Origin of the sequence: Streptomyces sp. VNUA24, assembly GCF_029167005.1 — a bacterium.
Lineage (GTDB): Bacteria > Actinomycetota > Actinomycetes > Streptomycetales > Streptomycetaceae > Streptomyces > Streptomyces scabiei.
The window spans coordinates 4257502-4283815 of record NZ_CP119143.1 but is presented as its reverse complement, the minus strand read 5'-3'; the positions used below and the strand labels follow the sequence as shown (position 1 = coordinate 4283815).

At 70.6% G+C, this 26314-nt stretch carries 23 protein-coding genes; 16 read left to right on the top strand and 7 right to left on the bottom strand.

Annotated features, from left to right (window positions below; translation table 11 throughout):
• Positions 1-2 precede the first annotated feature (2 nt).
• Both PYR72_RS17970 and PYR72_RS17965 read left to right on the top strand, forming a co-directional pair.
• Positions 3-1064, top strand: a complete 1062-nt coding sequence (locus tag PYR72_RS17970) for an ABC transporter ATP-binding protein (protein WP_275456277.1) — start codon at positions 3-5, stop codon at positions 1062-1064.
• A 14-nt stretch (positions 1065-1078) separates the two neighbouring features.
• Complete coding sequence (locus tag PYR72_RS17965) at positions 1079-2215, top strand: dipeptide ABC transporter ATP-binding protein (RefSeq protein WP_275456276.1); 1137 nt, start codon at positions 1079-1081, stop codon at positions 2213-2215.
• Between the two features lie 236 nt (positions 2216-2451).
• On the opposite strand, the gene PYR72_RS17960 is transcribed toward PYR72_RS17965, so the two are convergent.
• A complete protein-coding gene (locus PYR72_RS17960) occupies positions 2452-3006 on the bottom strand; it encodes a hypothetical protein (RefSeq protein ID WP_275456275.1) in 555 nt (184 codons plus the stop codon).
• 614 nt (positions 3007-3620) lie between these two features.
• Here PYR72_RS17960 and PYR72_RS17955 point away from each other — a divergent pair.
• Positions 3621-4004, top strand: a complete 384-nt coding sequence (locus PYR72_RS17955; RefSeq protein ID WP_275456274.1) for a VOC family protein — start codon at positions 3621-3623, stop codon at positions 4002-4004.
• A gap of 60 nt (positions 4005-4064) precedes the next feature.
• On the opposite strand, the gene PYR72_RS17950 is transcribed toward PYR72_RS17955, so the two are convergent.
• The 3 genes from PYR72_RS17950 to PYR72_RS17940 are packed head-to-tail and all read right to left on the bottom strand — an operon-like array spanning position 4065 to position 7911.
• Complete coding sequence (locus PYR72_RS17950; RefSeq protein WP_275456273.1) at positions 4065-5048, bottom strand: ABC transporter permease; 984 nt, start codon at positions 5046-5048, stop codon at positions 4065-4067.
• A gap of 23 nt (positions 5049-5071) precedes the next feature.
• Entirely contained in the window at positions 5072-6862 is a 1791-nt protein-coding gene (locus PYR72_RS17945) for an ABC transporter substrate-binding protein (RefSeq protein ID WP_275456272.1), read from the bottom strand.
• 47 nt (positions 6863-6909) lie between these two features.
• Positions 6910-7911 (bottom strand): ABC transporter permease, encoded by a 1002-nt coding sequence (locus PYR72_RS17940; RefSeq protein ID WP_275456271.1) that lies wholly within the window; start codon positions 7909-7911, stop codon positions 6910-6912.
• A 460-nt stretch (positions 7912-8371) separates the two neighbouring features.
• On the opposite strand from PYR72_RS17940, the gene PYR72_RS17935 reads away from it, so the two are divergent.
• Genes PYR72_RS17935 through PYR72_RS17915 form a run of 5 tightly spaced genes read left to right on the top strand, consistent with a single transcriptional unit; the run spans position 8372 to position 14040 of the window.
• Positions 8372-10015 (top strand): ABC transporter substrate-binding protein, encoded by a 1644-nt coding sequence (locus PYR72_RS17935; RefSeq protein WP_275456270.1) that lies wholly within the window; start codon positions 8372-8374, stop codon positions 10013-10015.
• A gap of 6 nt (positions 10016-10021) precedes the next feature.
• On the top strand, positions 10022-10945 hold the full coding sequence (locus PYR72_RS17930; protein WP_275456269.1) for an ABC transporter permease: 924 nt from the start codon (positions 10022-10024) through the stop codon (positions 10943-10945).
• On the top strand, positions 10938-11951 hold the full coding sequence (locus tag PYR72_RS17925) for an ABC transporter permease (RefSeq protein WP_275456268.1): 1014 nt from the start codon (positions 10938-10940) through the stop codon (positions 11949-11951). The genes PYR72_RS17930 and PYR72_RS17925 overlap by 8 nt, the downstream gene beginning before the upstream one ends.
• A gap of 9 nt (positions 11952-11960) precedes the next feature.
• A complete protein-coding gene (locus tag PYR72_RS17920) occupies positions 11961-12956 on the top strand; it encodes an ABC transporter ATP-binding protein (RefSeq protein ID WP_013000908.1) in 996 nt (331 codons plus the stop codon).
• Complete coding sequence (locus PYR72_RS17915; RefSeq protein WP_275456267.1) at positions 12937-14040, top strand: dipeptide ABC transporter ATP-binding protein; 1104 nt, start codon at positions 12937-12939, stop codon at positions 14038-14040. Before PYR72_RS17920 ends, PYR72_RS17915 begins: the two co-directional genes overlap by 20 nt.
• A 176-nt stretch (positions 14041-14216) precedes the next feature.
• On the opposite strand, the gene PYR72_RS17910 is transcribed toward PYR72_RS17915, so the two are convergent.
• Positions 14217-16334 carry a prolyl oligopeptidase family serine peptidase gene (locus tag PYR72_RS17910; RefSeq protein ID WP_275456266.1) on the bottom strand — a complete coding sequence of 706 codons (2118 nt, stop codon included), beginning with the start codon at positions 16332-16334 and terminating at the stop codon, positions 14217-14219.
• A 224-nt stretch (positions 16335-16558) separates the two neighbouring features.
• Here PYR72_RS17910 and PYR72_RS17905 point away from each other — a divergent pair, with 224 nt between their 5' ends.
• From PYR72_RS17905 to PYR72_RS17870, 8 genes are all read left to right on the top strand, one after another.
• On the top strand, positions 16559-16753 hold the full coding sequence (locus tag PYR72_RS17905) for a hypothetical protein (protein WP_005480627.1): 195 nt from the start codon (positions 16559-16561) through the stop codon (positions 16751-16753).
• Between the two features lie 122 nt (positions 16754-16875).
• Positions 16876-17847: an N-acetyl-1-D-myo-inositol-2-amino-2-deoxy-alpha-D-glucopyranoside deacetylase gene (gene mshB, locus PYR72_RS17900; protein WP_275456265.1), complete on the top strand. Its 972-nt coding sequence runs from the start codon at positions 16876-16878 to the stop codon at positions 17845-17847.
• A 64-nt stretch (positions 17848-17911) separates the two neighbouring features.
• On the top strand, positions 17912-18343 hold the full coding sequence (locus PYR72_RS17895) for a DUF6113 family protein (protein ID WP_275456264.1): 432 nt from the start codon (positions 17912-17914) through the stop codon (positions 18341-18343).
• 249 nt (positions 18344-18592) lie between these two features.
• Entirely contained in the window at positions 18593-20638 is a 2046-nt protein-coding gene (locus PYR72_RS17890) for a hypothetical protein (protein WP_275456263.1), read from the top strand.
• A gap of 164 nt (positions 20639-20802) precedes the next feature.
• Complete coding sequence (locus PYR72_RS17885) at positions 20803-21756, top strand: ABC transporter ATP-binding protein (protein WP_275456262.1); 954 nt, start codon at positions 20803-20805, stop codon at positions 21754-21756.
• On the top strand, positions 21753-22493 hold the full coding sequence (locus tag PYR72_RS17880; protein WP_275456261.1) for an ABC transporter permease: 741 nt from the start codon (positions 21753-21755) through the stop codon (positions 22491-22493). Before PYR72_RS17885 ends, PYR72_RS17880 begins: the two co-directional genes overlap by 4 nt.
• Positions 22490-23680, top strand: a complete 1191-nt coding sequence (locus tag PYR72_RS17875) for a sensor histidine kinase (RefSeq protein ID WP_275456260.1) — start codon at positions 22490-22492, stop codon at positions 23678-23680. The genes PYR72_RS17880 and PYR72_RS17875 overlap by 4 nt, the downstream gene beginning before the upstream one ends.
• Positions 23677-24291 (top strand): response regulator transcription factor, encoded by a 615-nt coding sequence (locus PYR72_RS17870; protein WP_275456259.1) that lies wholly within the window; start codon positions 23677-23679, stop codon positions 24289-24291. The genes PYR72_RS17875 and PYR72_RS17870 overlap by 4 nt, the downstream gene beginning before the upstream one ends.
• A 72-nt stretch (positions 24292-24363) precedes the next feature.
• Here PYR72_RS17870 and PYR72_RS17865 read toward each other — a convergent pair whose 3' ends face one another.
• Both PYR72_RS17865 and PYR72_RS17860 read right to left on the bottom strand, forming a co-directional pair.
• Entirely contained in the window at positions 24364-25230 is an 867-nt protein-coding gene (locus PYR72_RS17865) for a transglutaminase-like domain-containing protein (protein ID WP_275456258.1), read from the bottom strand.
• Complete coding sequence (locus PYR72_RS17860; protein WP_275456257.1) at positions 25227-26279, bottom strand: GNAT family N-acetyltransferase; 1053 nt, start codon at positions 26277-26279, stop codon at positions 25227-25229. Before PYR72_RS17860 ends, PYR72_RS17865 begins: the two co-directional genes overlap by 4 nt.
• Between the last annotated feature and the right edge of the window lie 35 nt (positions 26280-26314).

Genomic DNA, 26314 nt, shown 5'->3' with positions numbered 1-26314 from the left:
CCGTGACCACACTGACCAAGACCGAGGACGCACCGGCCCCGACCGGGCCCGAGAGCTTCCTCTCGGTCCGTGACCTGCGGGTGCAGTTCTCCACCGAGGACGGCATCGTCAAGGCCGTCGACGGCCTCTCCTTCGACGTCGAACGCGGCAAGACCCTGGGCATCGTGGGTGAGTCCGGCTCCGGCAAGTCCGTCACCAACCTGACGATCCTGGGTCTGCACAACCCACGCACCAGCACCGTCGACGGTGAGATCCTCTTCGACGGCAAGGAACTCGTCACCGCCACCGAGAAGGAGCTGGAGCAGCTCCGCGGCAACAAGATGGCGATGATCTTCCAGGACCCGCTGACGGCCCTGTCGCCGTACTACACGGTGGGCCGGCAGCTGTCCGAGCCGTTCATGAAGCACCGCGGTGCCTCCAAGAAGGAGGCCAAGGACCGGGCCGTCCAGATGCTGGAGAAGGTCGGCATCCCGCAGCCCAAGGTGCGCTTCGACGACTACCCGCACCAGTTCTCCGGCGGTATGCGCCAGCGCGCGATGATCGCGATGGCGCTGATGTGCGACCCAGACCTGCTGATCGCCGATGAGCCGACGACGGCCCTCGACGTGACTGTGCAGGCGCAGATCCTGGACCTCCTCAAGGACCTCCAGCAGGAGTTCGGCTCCGCGATCATCTTTATCACCCACGACCTCGGTGTCATCTCAAACATGGCCGACGACCTGCTGGTGATGTATGCGGGCCGAGCCGTGGAGCGGGGCAGCGTCAAGGAAGTGCTGCGTACGCCCAAGCATCCGTACACGTGGGGTCTGCTGAGCTCGATGCCGCGCCTCGACGGTGACATCCACGAGATGCTGACGCCGATCCCCGGCTCTCCGCCCTCGCTGCTCAACCCGCCCACCGGCTGCCCCTTCCATCCGCGGTGCGCGTTCACCGGCGAGGTCACCGGCACACAGTGCACCGACGCACGGCCCCCGCTGGGCGAGGGTCGCGCATCCGCGTGCCACCTGACCGCGGAACAGAAGCAGACCATCTTCATCGACAAGATCCAGCCCCGGCTGCGCTAGGGAGAACCGAGATCATGAGCGACAACCTCACCCTCCCCGCACAGCAGGGCTCCACCGACTCCGTGAGGGAAACCCTCCTGGAGGTACAGGGCCTGACCAAGCACTTTCCCATCTACGGCGGCTTCCCGATCAAACGCAAGGTGGGCGCCGTACAGGCGGTCGACGGCGTAGATCTGACCGTCGGCGTCGGCGAGAGTGTCGGCCTGGTGGGCGAGTCGGGCTGCGGCAAGTCCACGACGGGCCGGCTGATCACGCGTCTGCTGGAGCCGACTGCCGGGAAGATCACGTACGCGGGTCAGGACATCACGCACGCCTCGCGCCGGCAGATGGCTCCGGTGCGGTCCGAGATCCAGATGATCTTCCAGGACCCCTACTCCTCGCTCAACCCGCGCCAGACGGTCGGCACGATCATCAAGTCGCCGATGGAGGTCAACGGGATCGAGCCGGCGGGCGGTCAGGAGAAGAAGGTCCGCGAGCTGCTGGAGCTGGTGGGTCTCAACCCCGAGCACTACAACCGCTTCCCGCACGAGTTCTCCGGCGGTCAGCGTCAGCGCATCGGGGTTGCCCGCGCTCTCGCCCTGAACCCGAAGCTGATCGTGGCGGACGAGCCGGTCTCGGCGCTGGACGTGTCGATCCAGGCGCAGGTCGTGAACCTGCTCCAGAAGGTCCAGGACGAACTGGGCATCGCATTCCTGTTCATCGCCCACGACCTCGCCATCGTCCGGCACTTCTCGCAGCGGGTGGCCGTGATGTACCTCGGCAAGATCGTCGAGGTCGGCGACCGGGACTCGATCTACAACCGGCCCCGCCACCCCTACACCCACGCACTCCTCTCCGCTGTCCCCGAGGTCGAGATCGCCGAGGAGGGCCAGGACAAGGAGCGGATCCGGCTCTTCGGGGACGTGCCCTCGCCGATCTCGCCTCCGTCCGGCTGCCGCTTCCGCACGCGTTGCTGGAAGGCGCAGGACAAGTGCGCCAGCGAGGAGCCCCCGCTGGTCCAGATCTCCGGCAACCGCGATGGCCACCTGACGGCCTGCCACTTCCCGGAGGAGCCGACGACGGAGGCACGCGGCGAGGACGTCGTGCTGGACCCGGCGCTGAAGGCGTTGGAGAAGGACGCTGAGACCGAGAGGGATGTCCGTAAGGACTGATGGGCGGGATGCTGGGTGATCCCAGGGGTGCAGGTAAGGGCCTGCACCCCTGGGATCACCCCTAGTCTTGAATAGGCCCAATGTCCCCGACGCTCTGAAGCTGTCATCTCTCTACGGCATCGAGGGCTTCGATGCACCATTTGCTCTTCATCGGGGTGGTGCCGCCGACAGGGATTTGGCGCGGTCGATTTATTTGGGAAGCCAGTGAGGAGCTGTCTGCATCAACCTGAACTTAATCAGCGGTTGTACGTGTACCAGCCGACGAGACGCGGTGTGAGTACCGTCGACTTGACCTTCGTTCCCTTGGTGCAGTTCGCGTAGATGTACTGGCTGTAGCCCTTGATCTTCAGGCGATAGGCTCCGTAGCGCGCATAGCTGGTCTTTTTGGGCGGCGTCTTCACCCTGATCTGGTTTCCGATCCTGACCCTGAGCTTGGCGGAAACTTCTACGCCGTATTCATGCTCCACCTCGGCCACTACTGCGGAGGCCTTGGCCTTGAGCTTGCCGCTCACGGTGATGCCGACTTCGCCTTCCGTCTCAGAAGTGAAGACCGAAGTCATGGTCTTCGCACCGCCGTTGTAGTTGGCCAATGTGACTCCGATGCCCTTGTGGATTCCCTTCCCCTGTGCTCTCACGGACTTCTTCGTAGAAGTGGCTACGTACCGGTAGCCCGGCTCGCACGGTTTGGCGAAGGGCCCATGGTCCTTCGCTGCCGCGGGACTGGCCCCGCCCAGCACGCCGACAGCGAGGGCCGGGGCGAGTAGCAGCGATACGACTTTGGAAGTGCGCATGGTGAAACTCCTTGGCGGGTGGCGAATGTTGGTCGGCTGACTGTCCGATGCTCGGCTCAACTGTGCTGAGCATGTCAGTCAGTTGAGTGGTAAGCACGGTATTACTCTGAGTTCTGAGCAACATCTGAGGTTCGGCGCCATAGCCTTGCTGCGTCGCGGATCAGGTACCCCGGGAGCCCGAGTCGGGATTCCTGAAAGCTGGCGAACGGGTGCAAGATGGCTGGACATGTGTCGGCGCATGCCGTTCTCTCCAGCGTGGACTGAGTGCTGATCGATACCGTCGACGCGCAAGGGCGGCCCTGGACGCGGACGCTGGAATCCGGGCCTGGCCGGCGTCTGCCGTCATCATCGGACCGCCCACCGTCCAGTTCGGCGGGTTTCCACTCGTCGTGATCTGTACGTCTCGTCGGACGACGTCTCCGCGGGTACTGTCGCCCGAGGGCTGTCCTGACCGCCATCCCTCCTCGGCGTGCCTGCTGCAGGTGCCCTCCTCTCGGCCCGAGTGAACTCTGGTGCGTATAACCGTGGTTGGAGCAACGGGCGGTGCCGCGGCATACGCCGCGCGCACGGCACACCGGGAACGTACGACCCACTCGACGTCATGGAGACATCAGTTGAGCCAGAGTCATCCCAGCATCCACAGCGTCACCTTCGACTGCACCGGCGACCCCTACGACGTCGCCCTCTTCTGGAGCGAACTGCTCGGCCGACCCCTCGCCGACGACGACAAGCCCGGTGACCCGGAGGCGCTGATCGCCGATCCGGCCGGTGGGCCGCGGTTGCTGTTCGTGCGGGTGCCCGAGGGCAAGTCGGCGAAGAACCGAATCCACTTCGACCTCAAGCCCCACGGCCGCACCCGCGCCGAGGAGGTCGAGCGGGCGCTCGGGCTGGGCGCCCGGGTGATCGCCGACCACACCCGCCCCGACGGCGGCGGCTGGGTGCTCATGGCCGACCCCGAGGGCAACGAGTTCTGCGTGGAGCGGGGGGAGTTGGGCTGACGGGGCAGGCCGGGCCGGCTCGCGCCGAGCCCGGCCCGGCCCGGCCCGGCCCGCTCCGGCCTACGCCAGCCGCACCCGCGGATCGATCAGCGCGTACACCGCGTCCACCACGATGTTCGCGACCACGATCGCGGCCGCGGCGACCAGGACCACTCCGAGGAGCAGGGGGAGGTCGTTGTCGCGGACCGCCTTGATGGAGAGGGCGCCGATGCCGTGCAGGCCGAAGGTCTCCTCGGTGATGATCGCGCCGCCGAGCAGGTAGCCGATGTCGAGGCCGAGGATGGTGACGATGGGGCCCATGGCGCCGCGCCAGGCGTAGCGGAAGAAGACCGTGGACCGGGGCATGCCCTTGGCGCGGGCCGTGCGGACGTAGTCCTCGGCGAGGGTCTCGACCAGCTGGGAGCGGGTCATCCGCGTGTAGTTGGCGGTGAAGATGATCGCCAGGACCAGCCAGGGGAGGAGCAGGCCCTTGAACCAGCTCAGCGGGTCCTGCGAGAAGCCGACGGCGTCCGAGGGGCGGGGCAGCAGGCCCCACTGGTCGGAGAGGTAGTACATCGCCACCACCCCGACGATGTAGATCTGGAGCGAGGAGCCCACCAGGGACGCCGAGGACGCGATCTTGTCCAGGGCGCGGCCCTGCGCCACCGCCGCGATCATGCCCGTGCCCACGCCGAAGACGACGAACACGACCGTGCTGCCGAGCGCGAGCGAGAGCGTGGTGGGGAAGCGGTCGGTGATCAGGCCGAGGACCGGCTCGTGGTTGGTGAAGGAGTAGCCCAGGCAGGGGGCCGGGCAGCGGCCGAGCCCGGCGTAGTCCCGGCCGGCGAACACCCCCACGAGCCAGTGCCAGTACTGGACGGGCAGCGGATCGGCGATGCCGAGGTTGTGCCGGACCAGGGCGAGCGTCTGCGGGGTGCACAGCTTGCCGCAGGCGGCGCGGGCGGGGTCGCGCGGGGCGACGTAGAAGAGGAGGAAGGTGATGGCGCTGATGATCAGGAGGATCAGCAGCGCGCTCAGTGTCCTGCGGGCGACGAAGCGGAGCATGGCGGTTCGGGTCCCGGTCCGGCTCAGGCCTTGGCGTACAGCTTGTGGAGGAGGAACGCCGAGAACAGCGGGTCGAACTGGGCGCCGCCCACCTTGGAGCCGTACAGGTAGTAGCGCCGCTGGTAGGTCTCCGGGATGATCGGCGCCTCCTTGGCCATGATCGACTTGTCCAGCGCCGCCCAGGCCGCGTTCTCCTTCGTGGTGTCGGTGATGGTCGCGTCCTTCTTGATGGCCGCGTTGACCCAGCCCACGTTCAGCTGGGAGACGTTGGGGGCGTTGTTGGCGATGGTGGTGCCGTCGAAGAGCGGCTGGATGAGGGTGTAGGCGGCAGGCCAGTCCGGCGACCAGCCGTACCACATCACGTCGAACTGGTTGTCGATCTGGCCGACCTGGTCGTAGTAGCTCGTCGACTCCACGGGCTTGACGACCGGGTCGAAGCCCGCTTCCTTCAGGGCGTTCGCGATAACGACCTTGGTCTTCTCGTAGGCGTCGTTGCCGCCCTGCGGATAGGTGTAGACGATCTTCTGGCCGAGCTTGCCGGCCTCCTTCAGCAGGGACTTCGCCTTCGCCGTGTCACCGCGGGGGTTCTTCAGCTTCCCGTAGACGTCGAACTTCACCCGCCCGGCGATGTCCGGGCTGAGGATGGTGGTCGCGTAGTCGCCGGCCGAGGGGCCGCCGTAGATGGAGCGGATCTGCTCCAGCGGCCAGGCGTAGTTGAGGGCCTGACGGACCCGGACGTCCTTGATGCGGTGGCAGTTGATGGCGTAGTAGTACAGGCCGGTCAGCAGGCCGTCGATGGTGCGGGACTCCAGGGCGGAGTCGCTGATCACCTTCTGGATGCGCTCGGCCGGCACGCCGCTGTAGGCCATGACCGCGTACCGATCGGTCCCCGAGTCCGCGATCAGCCGGTCGGTGGCGGGCAGGGCCTCGGGGCCGAACTCGAAGACGACGGAGTCCGGGTAGGCGTTGCGGATCGGGTCCGTCGCCGGGTCCCAGTGGGTGTTGCGCACCAGGGTCATGGACTTGTCCACGGAGTGCTGCCTGATGCGGTACGGGCCGCAGGAGACGGGGTCCTTGTCGTACTTCTCCTTGCTGTCGTGCGCGACCGGCACCGCGCCGTAGGAGTGCATCGCCAGCGCCCAGTTGAGGTCGGGACGGGCCGTCTTGAGATGGAAGGTGATGGTCCTCTTCGCGGTGTCCGTGACGACCGAGGAGAGGTGCTTTCCGCTGTACGGGCCCTTGTAGACCGACCGGAAGTCGTTCGAACCGGTGAGCCAGGTCTGGACGTAGGTCGCGCCCTCGGTGGTGAAGCTCGCGAAGCCGCGTTCGATGCCGTGGCGGACGTCGTCGACGGTCAGCTCGCTGCCGTCCTCCCACTTCAGGCCGTCCTTGAGGGTGAACGTCCAGGTCTTCCCGCCGTCCGTCATGGTGCCGGTGTCCGTGGCGAGGTCGCCGACGAGTTTCATCGAGCCGTTCGCGGCGATCTTGTAGCCGGTGAGACAGCGGACGTAGAGGTTCGCGACCGTGGAGTTCCAGGCGAAGTAGATCCGCTGCGGGTCCAGGTGGGAGAAGTCGTCCGGGCCGATCGGGCGGATCGTGCCGCCCTTGCGCGCGCCCGGGACCGCGGGCGCGGGGCCGGTGGAGTCCGCCGCGGTGCCCACGGTGACCTTGGCGTACGTGGCGGCGGAGCCGGAGGCCGCGCCGCCGCCCGCCGTACCGCCCCCGCCTCCGCTGCTGCACGCACTGAGGACGAGGGCGCCGCCGGCCGTCGCGACCGAGCTTGCGATGACGAAGTTCCTGCGGGAGATCGACATGGGTGTCCTGCCTGAATCAGGGAGAAGGAGTGTGCTGCGAAGGGGGCTCAGCGTCTGGTCTTCGGGTCGAGCGCGTCGCGGACCGAGTCGCCGAGGAGGTTGAAGGCGATCACGAAGATCACCATCGAGAGGCCGGGGAAGAGCATGTACGTGATGTCGCTCTGGTAGACCTGCGCGCCGCGCTGGATCATCACGCCCCAGTCGGGGGTGGGGTCGCTGAGGCCGACGCCGAGGAAGGCGAGCGCCGCCTCCGTGGTGACGTACATGGGCAGCGCGAGGGTCGCCTGGATGAGCACCGGGGTCCACAGGTTGGGGAGCAGTTCCCGGAAGACGATCCGGGCCGCCGAGGCGCCGGTGACCTTGGCCGCCTCCACGAACTCCCGCTCGCGCAGGGCCAGTACCTCGCCGCGCAGCAGCCGGGCGATCGGGGCCCAGCCGAACGCGGTCATCACCGAGATCAGGCTCACGACCGTCAGCCAGGTCGGGGTGTTCTCGTCCGGCGAGACCAGGATCGAGATCAGCACCGGCCACATCGCGATGAAGAAGAGGGTGGAGGGGAAGGCCAGCAGGATGTCCACGATCCGGCCCACCAGGTTGTCGACGCGGCCGCCGAGATAGCCGGCCGTCACGCCCACCACGATGCCGAGGCCGGTGACCAGCAGGGTCGTCACCGTGGCGATCAGCAGCGAGTTGCGGATGCCGTAGAGGAGGAGGGTGAAGACGTCCCGCCCGAGCTGCGGTTCGATGCCGAACCAGAAGTCGCCGCTGACCCCGCCGTTGGGCGCGACGGGGAAGCCGAACTGGTTCAGCAGGCCGGGCTGGTTCTGGCCGTACGTCGTGTACGGGTTCTTGCCGTAGAGCCTGGCGATCAGCGGGGCGGCGATCGAGGCGGCGAAGAACAGCAGCACGATGTACGCCGAGACGGTGCCGGCGCGGTCCCTGCGGAAGCGGCGCCAGGCGATGCGGCCGGGGGAGCGGGTGGCTCCGGTTCCGGGCGGGGTGGATGCCGTCTCGAAGGGGGCGGCGGTGAGTGGTGGCGAGGTCCCCATGACGTGACCTTTCAACCGGCTCATGGGGCGGGTCAATGCGTTGCGGGGAGGCTTGACCGGGGGGAGGGGGATTGCCGAACGCGCTCTTACGGGGGCGAACCGTTCTCTTACCGGTTCTTCGGGGTTCTGTAAGGCGCGGGAGGGGGTGGGTGTCTGCGGTGCGTCGGCGGGTGCGGGTCCGGTGGGGCTTCTCGCGCCGTTCCCCGCGCCCCTGAAAGCCCAGGCCCCTGCGGGCCTGAAAAGCGACGGCCCCGCGGGCCTGAAAGCGACGGCCTGCGGGCCTGAAAAGCACGGGGCGCAGCCCCTGCTTTTCAGGGGCGCGGGGAACTGCGCGACCAGCCCCCCACCCGCCCGCACCCGGCAGCGCACCCATACGGCCCCCCAAATGTGCGGTATGCGTGAAACGCGTCGATATTGTCCGGTAACAAGAAGATCGCGCACGTAGGACGAGGAGGCACCCATGCGCGGAGCCACGCACGCTCGATGGATCGCCGGCGCGGCGGCGGTGGCTCTCGCCGCGACCGCCTGCGGGGGCGGGGACGACAGCGGCGGCAGCAGCGGAAGCGGCGACTCCGGTGCCGTGCTCAGCTCCTCGTGGGGCGACCCGCAGAACCCGCTGGAGCCGGCCAACACCAACGAGGTGCAGGGCGGCAAGGTGCTGTCGATGATCTTCCGCGGGCTGAAGCAGTACGACCCCAAGACCGGCGAGGCCGAGGACATGCTCGCCGAGAAGATCGAGACGACCGACTCGCAGAACTTCACCATCACGGTCAAGGACGGCTGGACCTTCAGCAACGGCGAGAAGGTGACCGCCAAGTCCTTCGTGGACGCCTGGAACTACGGGGCGAGCCTGAAGAACAACCAGAAGAACGCGTACTTCTTCGAGTACATCCAGGGCTACGACAAGACGCACCCCGACGACGGCAGCAAGCAGACCGCCGACACGCTCTCCGGGCTGAAGGTCACCGACGAGAACACCTTCACGGTCGCGCTCACCCAGAAGTTCTCGACCTTCCCCGACACCCTCGGCTACAACGCCTACGCGCCGCTGCCGCAGTCGTTCTTCACCGACCACGACGCCTGGCTCGCCAAGCCCGTCGGCAACGGCCCGTACGCCGTCGACTCGTACACCAAGGGCTCCCAGCTGTCGGTGCGCAAGTGGGACGACTACCCCGGCGAGGACAAGGCCCAGAACGGCGGTGTGGACCTGAAGGTCTACACCGACAACAACACCGCCTACACCGACCTGATGGCCGGCAACCTCGACCTCGTCGACGACGTCCCCGCCGCCCAGCTGAAGAACGTCAAGGCCGACCTCGGCGACCGGTACATCAACACCCCGGCCGGCATCATCCAGACCCTGTCCTTCCCGTTCTACGACGCGGACTGGAACAAGGAGGGCTCGGAGAAGGTCCGTCAGGGGCTCTCCCGGGCCATCGACCGCGACCAGATCACCGACACCATCTTCCAGAAGACCCGCACCCCCGCCACCGACTGGACCTCCCCGGTCCTCGGCGAGGAGGGCGGCTACAAGAAGGGGCTGTGCGGTGACGCCTGCGAGTACGACGCGGACGCGGCCAAGAAGCTGATCAAGGAGGGCGGGGGCCTCCCCGGCGGCCAGGTCAAGATCACGTACAACGCGGACACCGGCTCCCACAAGCAGTGGGTCGACGCCGTCTGCAACTCCATCAACAACGCCCTCGACAACGACAAGGCGTGCGTCGGCAACCCGGTCGGCACCTTCGCCGACTACCGCAACCAGATCACCCAGCGGAAGATGAGCGGCCCGTTCCGCGCGGGCTGGCAGATGGACTACCCGCTCATCCAGAACTTCCTGCAGCCGCTGTACTACACCAACGCCTCCTCCAACGACGGCAAGTGGTCCAACGCCGACTTCGACAAGCTCGTCGACCAGGCCAACGCCGAGTCGGACACGGCGAAGGCGGTGGAGACGTTCCAGAAGGCCGAGGAGGTCGTGCGGGACAACATGGCCGCCATCCCGCTCTGGTACCAGAACGGCAGCGCGGGCTACTCGGCACGCCTCTCCGACGTCTCCCTGAACCCGTTCAGCGTGCCGGTCTACGACCAGATCAAGGTCGGCTGATCCTCCGTGGGACGGTACGTCGTCCGGCGCCTGCTCCAGATGATCCCGGTCTTCGTGGGCGCCACCCTCCTGATCTTCCTCATGGTCAACGTGATGGGCGACCCCATCGCGGGCCTCTGCGGCGACCGGGAGTGCGATCCGGCGACGGCCGCCCAGCTGCGCCGCGAGTTCGGCCTCGACAAGCCCGTCTGGCAGCAATACCTGACGTACATGGGGAACGTCTTCACCGGCGACTTCGGCACCGCGTTCAACGGGCAGGAGGTCACCGAGCTGATGGCCTCCGCCTTCCCGGTCACCATCCGGCTGACGATCGTCGCGATCCTCTTCGAGATCGTCGTCGGGGTCTCCCTCGGCGTGGTCACGGGTCTGCGGCGCGGGCGTCCCGTCGACACCGGGGCGCTGGTGGTCACCCTGGTCGTGATCTCCGTCCCCACCTTCGTCACCGGTCTGCTGCTGCAGCTGCTGCTCGGGGTGGAGTGGGGCTGGATCAGCCCCTCGGTCTCCTCCGACGCGCCCTTCGACGAGCTGATCGTTCCCGGGCTGGTCCTCGCCTCGGTCTCCCTGGCGTACGTCACCCGGCTGACCCGGACGTCCATCGCGGAGAACGCCCGCGCCGACTACGTCCGCACCGCCGTCGCCAAGGGACTGCCCCGGCACCGGGTGATCCGCAAGCACCTGCTGCGCAACTCCCTGATCCCCGTGGTCACCTTCATCGGCACGGACATCGGGGCCCTCATGGGCGGTGCGATCGTCACCGAGCGGATCTTCAACATCCACGGCGTCGGCTACCAGCTCTACCAGGGCATCCTCCGCCAGAACACCCAGACCGTCGTCGGCTTCGTGACCGTCCTCGTCCTGGTGTTCCTGCTCGCCAATCTGCTCGTCGACCTCCTCTACGCCGTACTCGACCCGAGGATCCGCTATGCCTGAGCCGCTGCCGGAGGAGCCGCACGTGTCGGGCGGCCAGCGCGCCCCCGAGGGCGGGGCGATCGCCGCGACCGGGCAGGACGGCACCATGGACCTGGCCACCACCGAGGGGGAGACCCTGGAGAAGCGACTGGGCGACGGTCCGGCCGGCGGCCCGGACGACAAGGCCCGCAGCCTCTGGTCCGACGCCTGGCGCGACCTGCGCCGCAACCCCGTCTTCATCATCTCGGCCCTGGTGATCCTCTTCCTGGTCGTCATCTCGCTGTGGCCGTCGCTGATCGCCTCCGGCAACCCGCTCAAGTGCGACCTCTCCAAGGCCCAGGAGGGCGCGCAGCCCGGCCACCCCTTCGGGTACGACGGCCAGGGTTGCGACGTGTACACCCGGACCGTCTACGGGGCGCGGATCTCCATCTCCGTCGGCGTCTGCGCGACGCTCGGGGTCGCGCTGCTCGGGTCGGTGCTCGGCGGGCTCGCCGGGTTCTTCGGCGGCTACTCGGACTCGTTCCTGTCCCGGATCACCGACGTCTTCTTCGCGATCCCGGTGGTGCTCGGCGGCCTGGTGCTGCTCTCCGTGGTCACCAGCAACTCCATCTGGCCGGTGATCGGCTTCATGGTGCTGCTGGGCTGGCCGCAGATCTCCCGCATCGCCCGCGGCTCGGTCATCACCGCCAAACAGAACGACTACGTCCAGGCCGCCCGCGCCCTCGGCGCCTCCAACTCCCGCATGCTGCTGCGGCACATCACCCCGAACGCGGTCGCCCCGGTCATCGTCGTGGCCACCATCGCGCTGGGCACCTACATCGCCCTGGAGGCGACCCTCTCCTACCTGGGCGTCGGCCTGAAACCGCCGAGTGTCTCCTGGGGCATCGACATCTCCGCCGCCTCCCCGTACATCCGCAACGCCCCGCACGCGCTGCTGTGGCCCTCGGGAGCGCTGGCGATCACCGTCCTGGCGTTCATCATGCTCGGCGACGCGGTCCGCGACGCCCTCGACCCGAAGCTGAGGTGAACCGCCGTCATGCTGCTCGAAGTGCGTGATCTGCACGTGGAGTTCCGGACGCGGGACGGGGTCGCCAAGGCGGTCAACGGGGTCGACTACGGGGTGGACGAGGGGCAGACGCTGGCCGTGCTCGGGGAGTCCGGCTCGGGGAAGTCGGTCACCGCGCAGGCGATCATGGGCATCCTCGACATGCCGCCGGGCCGGATCACCGGCGGCGAGATCCTCTTCAAGGGCCAGGACCTGCTGAAGCTCAAGGAGGACGAGCGCCGGAAGATCCGGGGCGCCGAGATGGCGATGATCTTCCAGGACGCGCTGTCCTCCCTCAACCCCGTCCTCTCCGTCGGCGACCAGCTCGGCGAGATGTTCGTCGTCCACCGGGGCATGTCGAAGAAGGACGCCCGTGCCAGGGCCGTGGAGCTGATGGACCGCGTCCGCATCCCGGCCGCCAAGGAACGGGTACGGGACTACCCGCACCAGTTCTCCGGCGGTATGCGCCAGCGCATCATGATCGCCATGGCGCTGGCCCTCGAACCCGCGCTGATCATCGCCGACGAACCGACGACCGCACTCGACGTCACCGTCCAGGCGCAGGTCATGGACCTGCTCGCCGAACTGCAGCGCGAACTGCGGATGGGTCTCGTCCTCATCACCCACGACCTCGGCGTCGTCGCCGACGTCGCCGACCGCATCGCCGTGATGTACGCGGGCCGCATCGTGGAGTCCGCCCCGGTCCACGACATCTACAAGGCCCCGGCCCACCCGTACACCCGGGGCCTGCTCGACTCCATCCCGCGCCTGGACCAGAAGGGCCAGGAGCTGTACGCGATCAAGGGCCTGCCGCCCAACCTGATGAACATTCCGCCCGGCTGCGCCTTCAACCCCCGCTGCCCGATGGCCCGCGACGTGTGCCGCACCGACGTGCCCCCGCTGTACGACGTCGAGCCGGCGGACGGCATCCGGACGAGTGCCTGCCACTTCTGGAGGGAGTGCCTCGATGACCACCACCACGGCTGAGGCCGAACCGATCCTGGAGGTCAGCGGCCTGGTCAAGCACTACCCGCTCACCGAGGGCATCCTCTTCAAGAAGCAGGTCGGCGCCGTGAAGGCCGTCGACGGAGTCGACTTCGCCCTCGGCCGGGGCGAGACCCTCGGCATCGTCGGCGAGTCCGGCTGCGGCAAGTCCACGGTCGCCAAGATGCTGGTCCACCTGGAACGGCCGACCGACGGCTCGATCCGCTACAAGGGCGAGGACGTCACCCAGCTGTCCGGCAAGGCCCTCAAGACCGTCCGCCGCAACATCCAGATGGTGTTCCAGGACCCGTACACCTCCCTCAACCCCCGGATGACCGTGGGCGACATCATCGGGGAGCCGTACGACATCCACCCCGAGGTCGCGCCCAAGGGCGACCGCCGGCGCCGGGTGCAGGAACTCCTCGACGTGGTCGGTCTCAACCCCGAGTACATCAACCGCTATCCGCACCAGTTCTCCGGCGGCCAGCGCCAGCGCATCGGCATCGCCCGCGGGCTGGCGCTGCGCCCCGAGGTCATCGTCGCCGACGAACCCGTCTCCGCCCTCGACGTCTCCGTCCAGGCCCAGGTCGTCAACCTGCTGGACCGGCTCCAGGGCGAGTTCGGACTGAGCTACGTCTTCATCGCGCACGACCTGTCGATCGTGCGGCACATCTCCGACCGGGTCGGCGTGATGTACCTCGGGCGGATCGTCGAGATCGGCCGCGACGCCGAGATCTACGACCACCCGACGCACCCCTACACCCAGGCGCTGCTGTCCGCCGTGCCCGTCCCGGACCCCGAGGCCCGTGAGCACCGGGAGCGGATCATCCTCTTCGGGGACGTGCCCTCGCCGACGAACATCCCCTCCGGCTGCCGTTTCCGCACCCGCTGCTGGAAGGCGCGGGAGCGGTGCGCGCTGGAGGTGCCGCTGCTCGCGGTCCCGGCCGAGTTCCGGCTCACCAGCGGCCCGGCGGCCCACGACTCGGCCTGCCACTTCGCGGAGGAGAAGCAGGTGGTCCCGCCGGAGGGACCGGTGAAAGAAGCGGTGGAGAATCCGACGGACGATCACACGGATGAGGCGGAATAAGCCTACAAATCAGTACCAACCGCGTTAACACGCAGGCAACTCGACCGACCCCGTTCCGATATACGGACGCGGGAATCTACTACGCGTACGGCCGTGCGGGTGCCGTAAACGGGCCGGGGCTCGCCATGTAGCCCCGGCCCGTTGCCGTGCCCGGCCGCCGGACCGGGCCGTGGTGCCTAGGCCGGTCCCAGCGAACGCCTCAGGAAGTCCACCTGGAGCAGCAGCAGGTTCTCCGCCACCTGCTCCTGGGGGGTCATGTGGGTGACCCCGGAGAGCGGCAGGACCTCGTGCGGCCGGCCGGCCGCGAGGAGCGCGGAGGACAGGCGCAGGGCGTGGGCGAAAACCACGTTGTCGTCGGCGGTGCCGTGCACGATCATCAGCGGGCGGTGCGGCTCGGCGGGCGCGGACAGCCCCTCGTCCGTGACCAGTGAACTCCGCGCGTACGCGGCGGCGTCCGCCGTGGGATCGCCCAGATAGCGCTCGGTGTAGTGCGTGTCGTACAGCCGCCAGTCGGTGACCGGGGCGCCCGCGATGCCCGCGTGGAACACGTCCGGGCGGCGCAGCACCGCGAGGGCCGCCAGCCAGCCGCCGTAGGACCAGCCGCGGATCGCCACCCGGGACAGATCCAGCGGATGCGAGGCCGCCAGGTCGTGCAGCGCGTCCACCTGGTCGTCGAGGGAGAGCGTGAAGTCGCCGTCGATCGCCTTCTCCCAGGCGGGGGAGCGGCCGGGGGTGCCGCGTCCGTCGGCGACCACCACCGCGAACCCCTGGTCGGCGAACCACTGCGAGGTGAGGTGCGCGTTGTGGGCGGCGATCACCCGGGGGCCGTGCGGACCGCCGTAGGGGTCCATGAGCACCGGCAGGGGGGTGACCCCGTCGTAGTCCTTCGGCATAAGCAGGGCGCACGGTACGCGGCGTGCGCCCCCCTGTGTGAAGCGCACGCGCGGGGACATACCGGGGTCTTCCGCATAGGACGCCACGGTCGCCACCTGCTTCCCGTCCCGCAGCACCTGGACACGGGTGCCCGCCCGTTCCGGAACGGCCGAGACCAGCACGGTCACACCCCCGGCGCGCACGGCGGAGTGCACGCCGGGCTCCTGCGAGACACGCTCCGTGCCCAGCTCGTTCACGCGGTAGACGTGGATCTCCCCGGTCTCCGGATCGGCCGCCGACGCGCCCGCCGACGCCGAGACCAGGACATCGGCGTCGGCCACGTCCAGCACCGCGCGGACGTGCAACTGCGGTCCCGTCAGGGGTCGTTCGCCGACCGCCAGCACCCGCGCGCCGCCCTCGTCCGCGACACGCACGAGCTGTCCCGACGGACTCCACGAGGGCACCCCGGGGAAAAGATCAAGCCAATGTGGATCTTCGTCGGCGTGCACCATCCGGGTCGCCCCCGTGTCCGGGTCGACGGCCAGGAACACCTGGCTGCGCTGGTCCCGCGCCTGCACCAGGATCAGCGGGGCACCCGCCGCTGACCAGTGCACATGCGCCAGATACGGGTAGCGCGCCCGGTCCCAGACGACCTCCGTGCGGGTCCCGGAGAGGTCGATCACGAAGAGGCGTACGTCCGCGTTGGCGGTCCCGGCGGCCGGGTACGCCACCCGCTGCGGGTCCCGTTCCGGCTGCGCGGGGTCCGAGATCCACCAGCGGCGCACCGGCGTGTCGTCCACGCGCGCCACCAGCAGGCGGTCCGACTCCGGCGACCACCAGAAGCCGCGCGACCGGCCCATCTCCTCGGCCGCGATGAACTCCGCCAGGCCGTGGGTGACGTTCTCCGACTCCTCCTCGGTGAGCGCCACGTCGTCCCCGGCCTCCACGCCGACGACCCGCAGCGCGCCCCGGGCGGCATACGCGACGTACCGGCCGTCGGGGGAGGGGCGGGGATCGATCACCGGGCCGGGAACGGGCAGTTCACGAGCCGTACCGGCCCGCAGCTCGGCCACGAAAAGCCGCCCCGACAAGGCGAAGGAGGCCAACTCCACGGCCGCGTCGGTGGCGTAGCCGACGATCCCGGCGCCGCCCTCGCGCAGCCGCTCACGGCGGGCGCGCTCCTCGGCCGACAACTCCTCCGTGGAGCCGGCGAGCAGCAGACCCGGGTCGGCCGCCACGCGTTCGCCGCCGCCCGGGAGGTCCAGAACCCACAGCTTGCCGGCCCGCTCGGTACCGGACGAGGAGCGCAGGAACACGACACGGGAGCCGTCCGGCGCGACGGAGAAGGCCCGCGGCGCGCCGAGGGTGAAACGTTGTGTCCGGGCGTGTCGGCGGGGAAAGGACTCGGGCTGGGTCGTCATGCTCCGACCATATTGGCCATGCGCCCCCTTGTGCGGCCGTGCGCCGATCGATGCGCGCGTATGGATAGTTATGATCACTACCGCTGGGTGGGTATGAACCTGCTGGCCGCTGTACGGATTCACAACTGCGTCACCCACGTCACCGGTTGACGACGGCTCCGCCGTCAGCCCACGACAACTGCTTCGCTCCCCAGGTCCCAGGGAACTTTTGGAGGTGAGCCGCCGTGGCACTCTCGATTTCGGCGGTGGTGCTGCTGGCGATCATCGTCTTCATCCTGATCAAGAAGTCAGGGCTGAAGGCACCACACGCGATCATCTGCATCCTGCTCGGCTTCTACCTCGCGTCCTCGACCATCGCGCCGACGATCAGCGAGCTGACGACCAACATCGCGGGCATGATCGGCAGTATCAAGTTCTGAGCCTCCGGCCGCCGGGCTCCGCCCGGGCCCGTCCCCGGGCCCCCGGAACCCCGCGGCCGACCGTTCCCGCGGACGACCGCGCCCGGCACGGGCCGGCTCCGGGCGCCTCGTAGGCTTGCCCCATGACGGATCTGCCCTCCTCCGGCCCCCGGCCGGGGGAACCCCTCTCCCGCGTCGGTCACCGACTGCTCCTGGTGCACGCGCACCCGGACGACGAGTCGATCAACAACGGCGCGACCATGGCCAGGTACGCGGCCGAGGGAGCCCGGGTGACGCTGGTGACCTGCACCCTCGGCGAGGAGGGCGAGGTCATCCCGCCCTCTCTCGCGCACCTCGCGCCCGACCGTGACGACACGCTGGGCCCGTACCGGGTGGACGAACTGGCCGGGGCCATGAAGGAACTCGGCGTCACCGACCACCGCTTCCTCGGCGGCCCGGGCCGCTACCGCGACTCCGGGATGATGGGCGTCGAACAGAACGAGCGCCCCGGCGCCTTCTGGTCCGCCGACGTCGACGAGGCCGCCGCCCACCTGGTCCGTGTGGTCCGCGAGGTCCGCCCCCAGGTCCTCGTCACCTACGACCCCGACGGCGGGTACGGCCACCCCGACCACATCCAGGCCCACCGCGTGGCCATGCGCGCCGCCGACCTGTCCGCCGACCCGGCCTTCCGCCCGGACCTCGGCGAGCCCTGGGACATCGCCAAGGTGTACTGGAACCGGGTGCCGCGCGGAGTGGTCCTGGAGGGCTTCGAACGCCTCCGCCGCGCTCTCGCCGAGCCCGGACGGCTGCCGTTCCGGCAGGCCGCGAGCGTCACCGATGTGCCGGGAGTGGTGGACGACCACATCGTCACCACCGAGATCGACGGCACCGGCTTCGCGGCGGCGAAGGCCGCCGCGATGCGCGCGCACGCCACCCAGGTCGAGGTCGCCGAACCGTACTTCGCGCTCTCCAACGCGCTGGCCCAGCCCCTGCTGAGCACCGAGTACTACGAGTTGGTGCGCGGCAGACGTGAAGGGGGGAGCCGGGAGAGCGACTTGTTCGAGGGGATTCCCGGTATTTCTTTCGAGGAACGGCAGAACGGAACGGCCCTGTGATGCGTACGCATGGGTATGACAGACACGTCGTGTGCGCGCACGGCCACCGAGGGGCGGTCCTGCGATGAAGCGGACGGACCGGCCGACCGGCGGGGAAGGCGGCGCGCTCGCCCAGCCGTTGACGTTCCCCACGCCGGCGCGCGCCGCCGCCCACCTGGGGCTCTTCGTGCTGGGAGCGGTGGTCGGGGTGGCCGGAGGGCTGCTCCAAGCGGCCTGGTTCCCCGGCGGATTGCTGCTCGCGCTGCTGGCCGCGGCCGGGCTCTTCCTGGGCGGCTCGCGGGCGACGGGGAGCCGGGCGGGGGCCGTTGCGCCGGCCGCCGGCTGGATGATCTCCGTCGTCCTGTTGACGTCCACGCGGCCGGAGGGGGACTTCCTGTTCGGCGTGGGAGTCGGCTCCTACCTCTTCCTGCTCGGTGGCATGGCTGTTGCTGTGATGTGCGCCACCCTTGGGTGGGGGCGGCAACCGACCGGGCCCGACGCCCGACTTGGGAAGTGACCACCGCTTCGCCGCGGTACGGGGGTGCGGGTCCGGTGTGGGTTTCCCACACGGTCGTGGGATACGCGCCGGAAGTGGCCAGTATGGTGGTGCGCGCCGCCGAGCTGCCCGCTGAGTTGAGGTCGTGACGGGCGGCGGAGCAAACCGGGAGAACCTGCCTTGAGTCGTGAAACTGACACTTCGTCCTCCGGGGCCAATGGGCGCGGCAGCACCGCGTACCCGTCGGGGACACCGCCGTACGGCACGCCCATGGCCACCGAGGCCGGTGCCGAGGCGGCCCGCTCGGCCGCCGCCGAGCGCGCGGACGGACCGAGGACCGAGACCACGCTGACCACACGGGTCCGGATCAACATCCCCGGCTCGCGCCCGATCCCGCCGGTCGTCGTCCGCAAGCCGGTCGCCGACGGCGAGGGCGCCGCGGACGACACCGGGTCCGAGTCGGAGACCACCGGCACCACCGCCATGCCCGTGTTCACGGACACCCCGGCGCCCGCGCCGGAACCGGCCGCGCCGGGCGAGGACAAGCCCACCAGCGACTGGTTCGCGCCCCGCAAGGGCGCCACCCCGGCCAAGGGCACGAGCACCGGCGGCACCAACGGCGCCGGGTTCTCCGTCGGGACGCTCGGCGGCCAGGGCGCCCCCGCGCCGGGAGTCCCCGCCACGGGCCCCCGCCCCGGCGGCACGGGCGGCACCGGTCCGCAGTCCGGCGGCCCCGCGGGCCCGCGCCCCGGCGCGACCGCCGGCCCCCGGCCCGGCGGGACCAACGGCGCCGGCCTGCCCGGGGCCACCGGCGGCCAGCCCGTCGCTCCCGGCCACGGCGGCGGCACCGGCTCCTTCGACGTCTCGGCCGCGCTGGCCGGCGCCAAGCCCGAGCGCGACGACCTGCCGTACTTCTCCGACAACGGCGGACGCTCCGGTCCGGCGGGCCCCACCGGCGGCCCCGTCACCGGCGACAGCCCGCTCGGCCCGCCGCCGGTCCAGGGCGGTCCCGGCGGCCCCGGCTACCAGGGCAACCCCTTCGGCGGCCCCGACGCCGACTTCTCCTCGCCCGGAGCCGCCGGTGCCTACGCTCGCCCCGGCGGCGGCATCAGCGACGACACCGCGGTCCTCACTCCTCAGCGCCAGACCCCCGAGCCGGGCTACGGCGGCTCCGGCCCCGTGGTCGACAACCCCTCCGGGCACACCCTGACCAGCGGCATCCCGGTCGTGCCCCCCGGCACCCAGGGCACGCCGTTCGGCGCGGGCGGCCCCGACGGCGCGGTGCGGCACACCCCGCCGAAGCTGCCCGACCCCGGCCCGCAGCAGAAGGCCGCCCCGGCGAAGAACACCAAGTCCGCCAAGCCGGCCAAGAAGAAGGGCCGCAGCAAGCTCGGACTGCTCCTCGGCGGCGTGGTCGTCCTCGGCGGCGGTGTCTACGGCGCCGGTCTGCTGATGAACCACTCCGACGTCCCCAAGGGCACCACCGTCCTCGGCGTCGACATCGGCGGCGGCACCCGCGACGAGGCCGTGAACAAGCTCGACGCGGCCTTCGGCAAGCGCACCACCCAGCCGCTGAAGCTCTCGGTCGACGGCGACACGGTCTCCCTCACGCCCGACCAGGCCGGACTCCAGTTCGACAAGCAGGCCACGGTCAGCGCCGCCGCCGTCAGCGACTACAACCCCGTCTCGGTGATCGGCTCGCTCTTCGGTCAGCAGCGGGTCGTCGCACCCGTCATGCCCGTCGACGAGGAGAAGCTGCGGGCCGCCCTGGAGCGCGCGGCGGGCGGCGCCGGCTCGGCGAGCGACGGCACCGTCAAGTACCAGGCCGGCAAGGCCGTCCCCGTCTACGGCAAGGCGGGCAAGGGCATCGCCGTCGGCGAGTCCACCACCGCCGTCGAGGAGGCGTACCGCACCCAGGTCGAGACCGGCGGCACCACGCCCGTCCGGCTCCCGACCACGGAGCAGGAGCCCTCCGTCGGCAAGGCCGAGGTCGACCGGTTCATGAAGGAGTTCGCGCAGCCGGCCATGTCGGCGAGCGTCACCGTCCAGACGGACGCCGCGCACGCCGTCGTGCTCAGCCCGCAGAACTCCCTGTGGAAGTTCCTCACCGTCAAGGCCGTCGACGGCAAGCTCGCCGACTCCTACGACGAGACGGCCCTCAAGGAGCTGTACGGCGGCACCTTCGACGGCGTCCTCATCACCCGGGCCAACGGCGAGAAGACCCCGGTCACCGTCGAGGACGTCTACGGCGCCCTCCGCCAGGCCCTGAAGAGCACGACGAACCGCACGGCCACCATCGAGACGAACCCGAGCTAGCGGCTTCGAGCACGACACGCAGGGGGCACCCGGCCCACGCCGGGTGCCCCCTCGTCGTCCTCCGGTGCCGCCCCCGTCACCCCCTCCGGTATGACTTCTGTCATGCCGGGGTCAGGACCGCCGACACTGCCGGACGTACCCCTCTCCCGACGACGATGGTGTCCATGACGACCACGACGAGGGCCACCGACACCACGGTGGTGGGATTCGAGAAGGTGACGAAGGCGTTCGGCGACGTACGGGCCGTGGACGGCCTCACGCTCGCCCTGCACCCGGGGGAGACCGTGGCCCTGCTGGGCCCGAACGGCGCCGGCAAGTCCACCACCCTGGACCTGCTGCTCGGCCTGAGGAACGCCGACAGCGGCACGATCGACGTCTTCGGCACCACCCCGCGCGAGGCGATCGTCGCCGGACGCGTGGGCGCCATGCTGCAGAGCGGCGGACTGATGGACGAGGTGACGGTCGCCGAACTGGTCCGGCTCGCCTGCGACCTGCACCCGAGGCCGTACCCGGTCTCCGAGGTCCTCGCCCGCTCCGGCATCACCCAGATCGCCGACCGCAAGGTCCACAAGCTCTCCGGCGGCCAGGCCCAGCGCGTCCGCTTCGCCCTCGCCACGGCCGGCGACAGCGACCTCATCGTCCTGGACGAGCCCACCACCGGCATGGACGTCACCGCCCGCCAGGCGTTCTGGGCCACCATGCGCGAACAGGCCGACCAGGGCCGCACCGTCCTGTTCGCCACCCACTACCTCGAAGAGGCCGACGCCGTCGCCGACCGGGTGCTCGTCCTGCACCGGGGCCGTCTGCTGGCCGACGGCACGGCCGCCGAGATCAAGGCCAAGGCCGGAGCCCGCAGGATCTCCTTCGACCTCCCGGACGGCGGGGCCGACGAGTCCGCGCTGCGGGCCCTGCCCTTCCTCACCACGATCACCGTCTCCCACAGCGGCTCCGCCGAGGGATCCGGCCGTACCGTCCGCATCCAGTCCACCGACGCCGACGCGACCGTCCACGCCCTCTACGGCCTCGGCGTCTTCCCCCGCAACCTCGAAGTCACCGGCCTCGGTCTGGAGCAGGCCTTCGTCGCGATCACCGCCGCCGAGGAGGCGAAGTCGAAGTGAACAGCCTGATCAAGCTGGAACTCACCCGCGCCCTGCGCAACCGCAAGTCCATGTTCTTCTCGGTGCTCTACCCCTCGCTGCTGTTCCTGCTGATCGCGGGCAACGCGAGCAGCACCGAGAAGCTCGGCGACACCGGTCTGACCCTGCCGACGTACATGATGGTCTCCATGGCCTCCTTCGGCGCCCTGACGGCCGTCCTGATGGGCAACAGCGAACGCATCGCCAAGGAACGCGAGGGCGGCTGGGTACGGCAGCTGCGGCTCACCCCGCTGCCGGGGCGCGGCTACGTGTTCGCCAAGACCGCCGGCGCGGCCGTGGTCAGCCTGCCGTCCATCGTGATCGTCTTCCTGGTCGCCGCCACCGTGAAGGGCGTACGCCTGGACGCCTGGCAGTGGCTCGCCCTCACCGGGGCGATCTGGGCCGGCAGCCTCGTCTTCGCCGCGCTCGGCGTCGCCATCGGCTACCTCGCGACCGGCGACGCGGTCCGCCCGATCACGATGATCGTGTACTTCGGCCTGTCGATGCTCGGCGGCCTGTGGATGCCGACGACGACCTTCCCCGAGTGGCTGCAGGAGATCGCGAAGTGGGTGCCGACGCACGCGTACGCCGCGCTGGGGCAGGCCGTCGAACAGAGCCGGGCCCCGCACGCCGGGGACGTCGCCCTCCTGGTCGCCTACTTCACCCTGTTCGCGGGCGGCGCGGCCTGGCTGTACCGGAAGGACACGCGGAAGGCGTGAGCGGCGTCGGTATCGGGCAGCGCCCGCAGAACCTCAGACAGCGGGCGATCAAGTTCCTCTGGACCGGGATCTGGCTCGCCTATCTGAGCGCCCCCGTCAGCGACCTGCTGCACGGGGGCCACAGCGACGGAGTCGTCGTCCTCGGCTGGATCGGCCTGGTGGCCTTCGTCGCCTGGTACTTCCTGCTGATCTTCCGCACCGGCCGCCGGGACACCACCCGGACGGTGCTCGGCGCGCTCATCGTCCTCGCCGCCCAGTCCGCGCTGCTCTCCCTCAGCCTGGGCCGCGAGTGGCTCGTCCTCTTCGTCTACGTGTCGGTCGCCTCCGGCGCCGCCCTCCCGCTGCGGCTCGCCCGCTTCACGATCCCGGCGGTGTCGGCCCTGCTCACGGCCATCGCCTTCGCCGTGCCGGGAGGCGATGCCTATCTCGCCTCCCTGCTCCTGCCGGCCCTCCTCGGTGGCTTCTCGATGACCGGGGTCCGCGAACTCATCCGCACCACACAGGAACTGCGCGAGGCCAGGGCCACCGTCGCCCAGCTGGCCGCGAACGAGGAGCGGCTGCGGCTCGCCCGCGACCTGCACGACCTGCTCGGCCACTCCCTCTCGCTGATCACGCTCAAGAGCGAGCTGGCGGGCCGGATGCTCCCCGGTCACCCCGAGAAGGCCGCCCAGCAGGTCGCCGACATCGAACAGGTCAGCCGTCAGGCCCTGGTCGACGTCCGCGAGGCCGTCACCGGCTACCGGCGCCCCCGCCTCGGCGCGGAACTCGCGGGCGCCCGGGACGCGTTGACGGCGGCCGGTATCGCCGCCGACCTGCCCGCCGACCCCGGATCTCCCCTCACCGACGCCTCCGAGGACAGCGAGTCCGCCCTCGCCTGGGCCCTGCGCGAGGCCGTCACCAACGTCGTACGGCACAGCGGCGCCCGCCGCTGCACGGTGGACCTCGTCCGCCGCCAGACCCTCGACGGCCCGCTCCTCGAACTGACCGTGGACGACGACGGGACGGGCGCTCCGGCCGGCCCGGCGGGCGCCCCGGCGGACACCCCCGGCAGCGGTCTGGCGGGCCTCGCCGAGCGGCTGGAGAAAGTGGGCGGCACCCTGGAGGCGGGCCGCTCCCGGCACGGCTTCCGGCTGGTCGCCAGGGCCCCCGCCACGCCCCCGGGCCCGGACGTAGGATCCGGCGCATGACGCGCACGATCAAGGTCCTGCTCGCCGAGGACCAGTCCATGGTCCGCGAGGCCCTGGCGGCCCTGCTCGGCCTGGAGGACGACATCGAGGTCGTGGTCCAGGTGGCCCGCGGCGACGAGGTCCTGGCCGCCGCCCGCGCCCACGACGTCGACGTGGCCCTCCTCGACATCGAGATGCCGGGCGCGACGGGCATCGAGGCCGCCGCCGAGCTGCACCGGGCCCTCCCGGCCGTGAAACTGGTCGTCCTCACCACCTTCGGCCGCCCCGGGTACCTGCGCAGCGCCATGGAGGCCGGCGCCGACGCCTTCCTGGTCAAGGACGCCCCCGCCGCCCGGCTCGCCGACGCCGTACGCAGGGTGCTGGCCGGCGAGCGGGTCATCGACCCGACGCTCGCGGCGGCGGCCCTGGCCGGGGGAGCGAACCCGCTGACGGACCGGGAGCGCGAGGTGCTGCGCGCGGCGGCCGACGGCTCCACCAACGCGGAGCTGGCCGAGGCCCTGCACCTCTCCCCGGGCACGGTCCGCAACTACCTGTCGACGGCGATCCAGAAGCTGGCGGTGCGCAACAGGACGGAGGCGGTCCGGACGGCGCGGGAGAAGGGCTGGCTGTGACCGCCGGGGCGGGCGCCCCCCGGGCCGGCGCGAGACCCCGGTGGCGACCACCCCACTGCGTCCGGGGCGCCCTCAGTTCAACAGAGCCCAGGCCGCCCCCGCCTGCCTGCGCACCTTCTCCGCGGCTCCCTCGTCCACCCCGCCCACCACCTCGGCGTACTCCTCCAGCGCGGCGGCCCCCCGCACGTACTCCCCCCGCTGCACGAGCAGCCGCGCCCACTCGTACCGCAGCCGCGCCGGATGCGAGGGCATCGCCAGCGACAGCTCCAGCGCCCACAGCGCGACATCCGTCCGCTCCGGCCGGGCCGCCGCCCACGCGCGCACGTTGTTGAGGACGCGGACCACCACGTCCAGCGGGTCGGCCGGCGTGAGCATCGCGGGATTCAACGGGGCGCCCGTCGCCCCCGCGACCAGCAGCTCCGCGTCGCCTCCGGTCAGCACCCGCCCCCCGTCGAACGGATCGGCGAGCACCTGCTCCTCGGGCGGCCCGAACCCCACCACGAAGTGCCCCGGCAGCGCGACCCCGTGGACCGGTGCACCCGCCCGCCGGGCCACCTCCATCCACACCACCGACAGCAGGATCGGCAGCCCGCGCCGCCGTTCGAGCACCTGGTGCAGCAGCGACGACTCCAGCCGCTGGTAGTCGCCCGGCGAGCCCCGGAACCCTTGGCGCTCCCCGAGCAGCGCGGCCGTCGCCTCCGCCCACGCGCGCGGCCCGCCCGGCCGGTAGGGCATCAGCCCGGCCAGCCGGTCGAGTTCGATCCCGGCGGCGTCGAGCCCCGCCTCGCCGAGCGCCCCGTCGCCCGCCGCCCCCACCAGCAGGCAGAGCAGCGCCAGGTCGGGCCGCTCGGCCCGGGCCTCCTCGGCGAACCGCCGCCGCACCTCGTCGGCCCGCTCCGGCTCCGGGGGCCGCGGCGCGGACGGCCGGTGCCCGCTCACGGCGACCCGTCCGGCGCGGAGGCCGAGTCCGGGCCCCGGCCCTGTGCCGTGGGGCCGGGTTCCGGCTCCCGGTAGTGGTGGTACGCGTGATGCGCCGCGAACCCCATCCCGGCGTACAGCGCCCGCGCACCCGCGTTGTCCGTCTCCACCTGCAGCCAGCCCGCCGAGGCGCCCTCGTCCAGGGCCCGCCGGGCCAGCGCCGCCATCACGGCCGTCGCGAGCCCCCGCCGTCGCTGGGCGGGATCGACCTCGACGGCCGAGAACCCGGCCCACCGGCCGTCCACGACGCACCGCCCGATGGCCGCCGGCCCCGCGCCCTCCGCCCCCGGCACGGTCGCGAACCACACCGAGGGCCCGCTCCCGAGCACCTTCAGCGCGACCTCGCCGAGGCCCTTGCGCTGATAACGGCCGAGCCAGGCCGCGTCCGCGCTCCGGGACAGCTCCACCCCGCCCGCCTCCCCGTCCGCGACCGGCGCGAGCGCCCCGGTCCACACCTCGGCGGTGACGACGTCGACCCAGCCGCGCTCCGCCACCTCGGCGCAGAGCAGCTCATGGGTGCCCTCGGCGCCCGTGGCCAGCTGGAGGAACGCGGGCAGCCCCCGGGCCGCGTACCAGCGGCGTACGGCCGCCAGCGCCTCGTCCAGGGGCATCCCGGGGTCGCCGAGGGGCAGCACCGAGTTGGCGCGCCGGGTGAATCCCCCGGCGGCCCGCAGCTCCCACTCACCGAGCGGTTCGCGCTCGACCGGCTGCCAGGCCCGCGCCGCGACCCGCGCCAGTTCCGCGAAGGAGGCGGCGGGTCCGCGCCGGCGGACGGGCGCGGCGGGGACCACCTTCCCGGCCACCAGCGAGGACTCCTCGATCCGCACCCGCTCCCCGTCCCGCCGGGTGATCAGCAGCGCGCCGTCGTCCCATGATGTGAGAACACCGACCGTGTCGGTGAATTTCCCGCCCTCCGGGCCGCCGTCGACGACGCGCCGCACGGATACGCGTTTGCCCACGTCAGCGGCGGAGACACGGATCGCGAGACGTCCACCGGCAGAGAATTCCACAGGTCCGTCCACCCCTCCTGTTCGGATCATGCCCA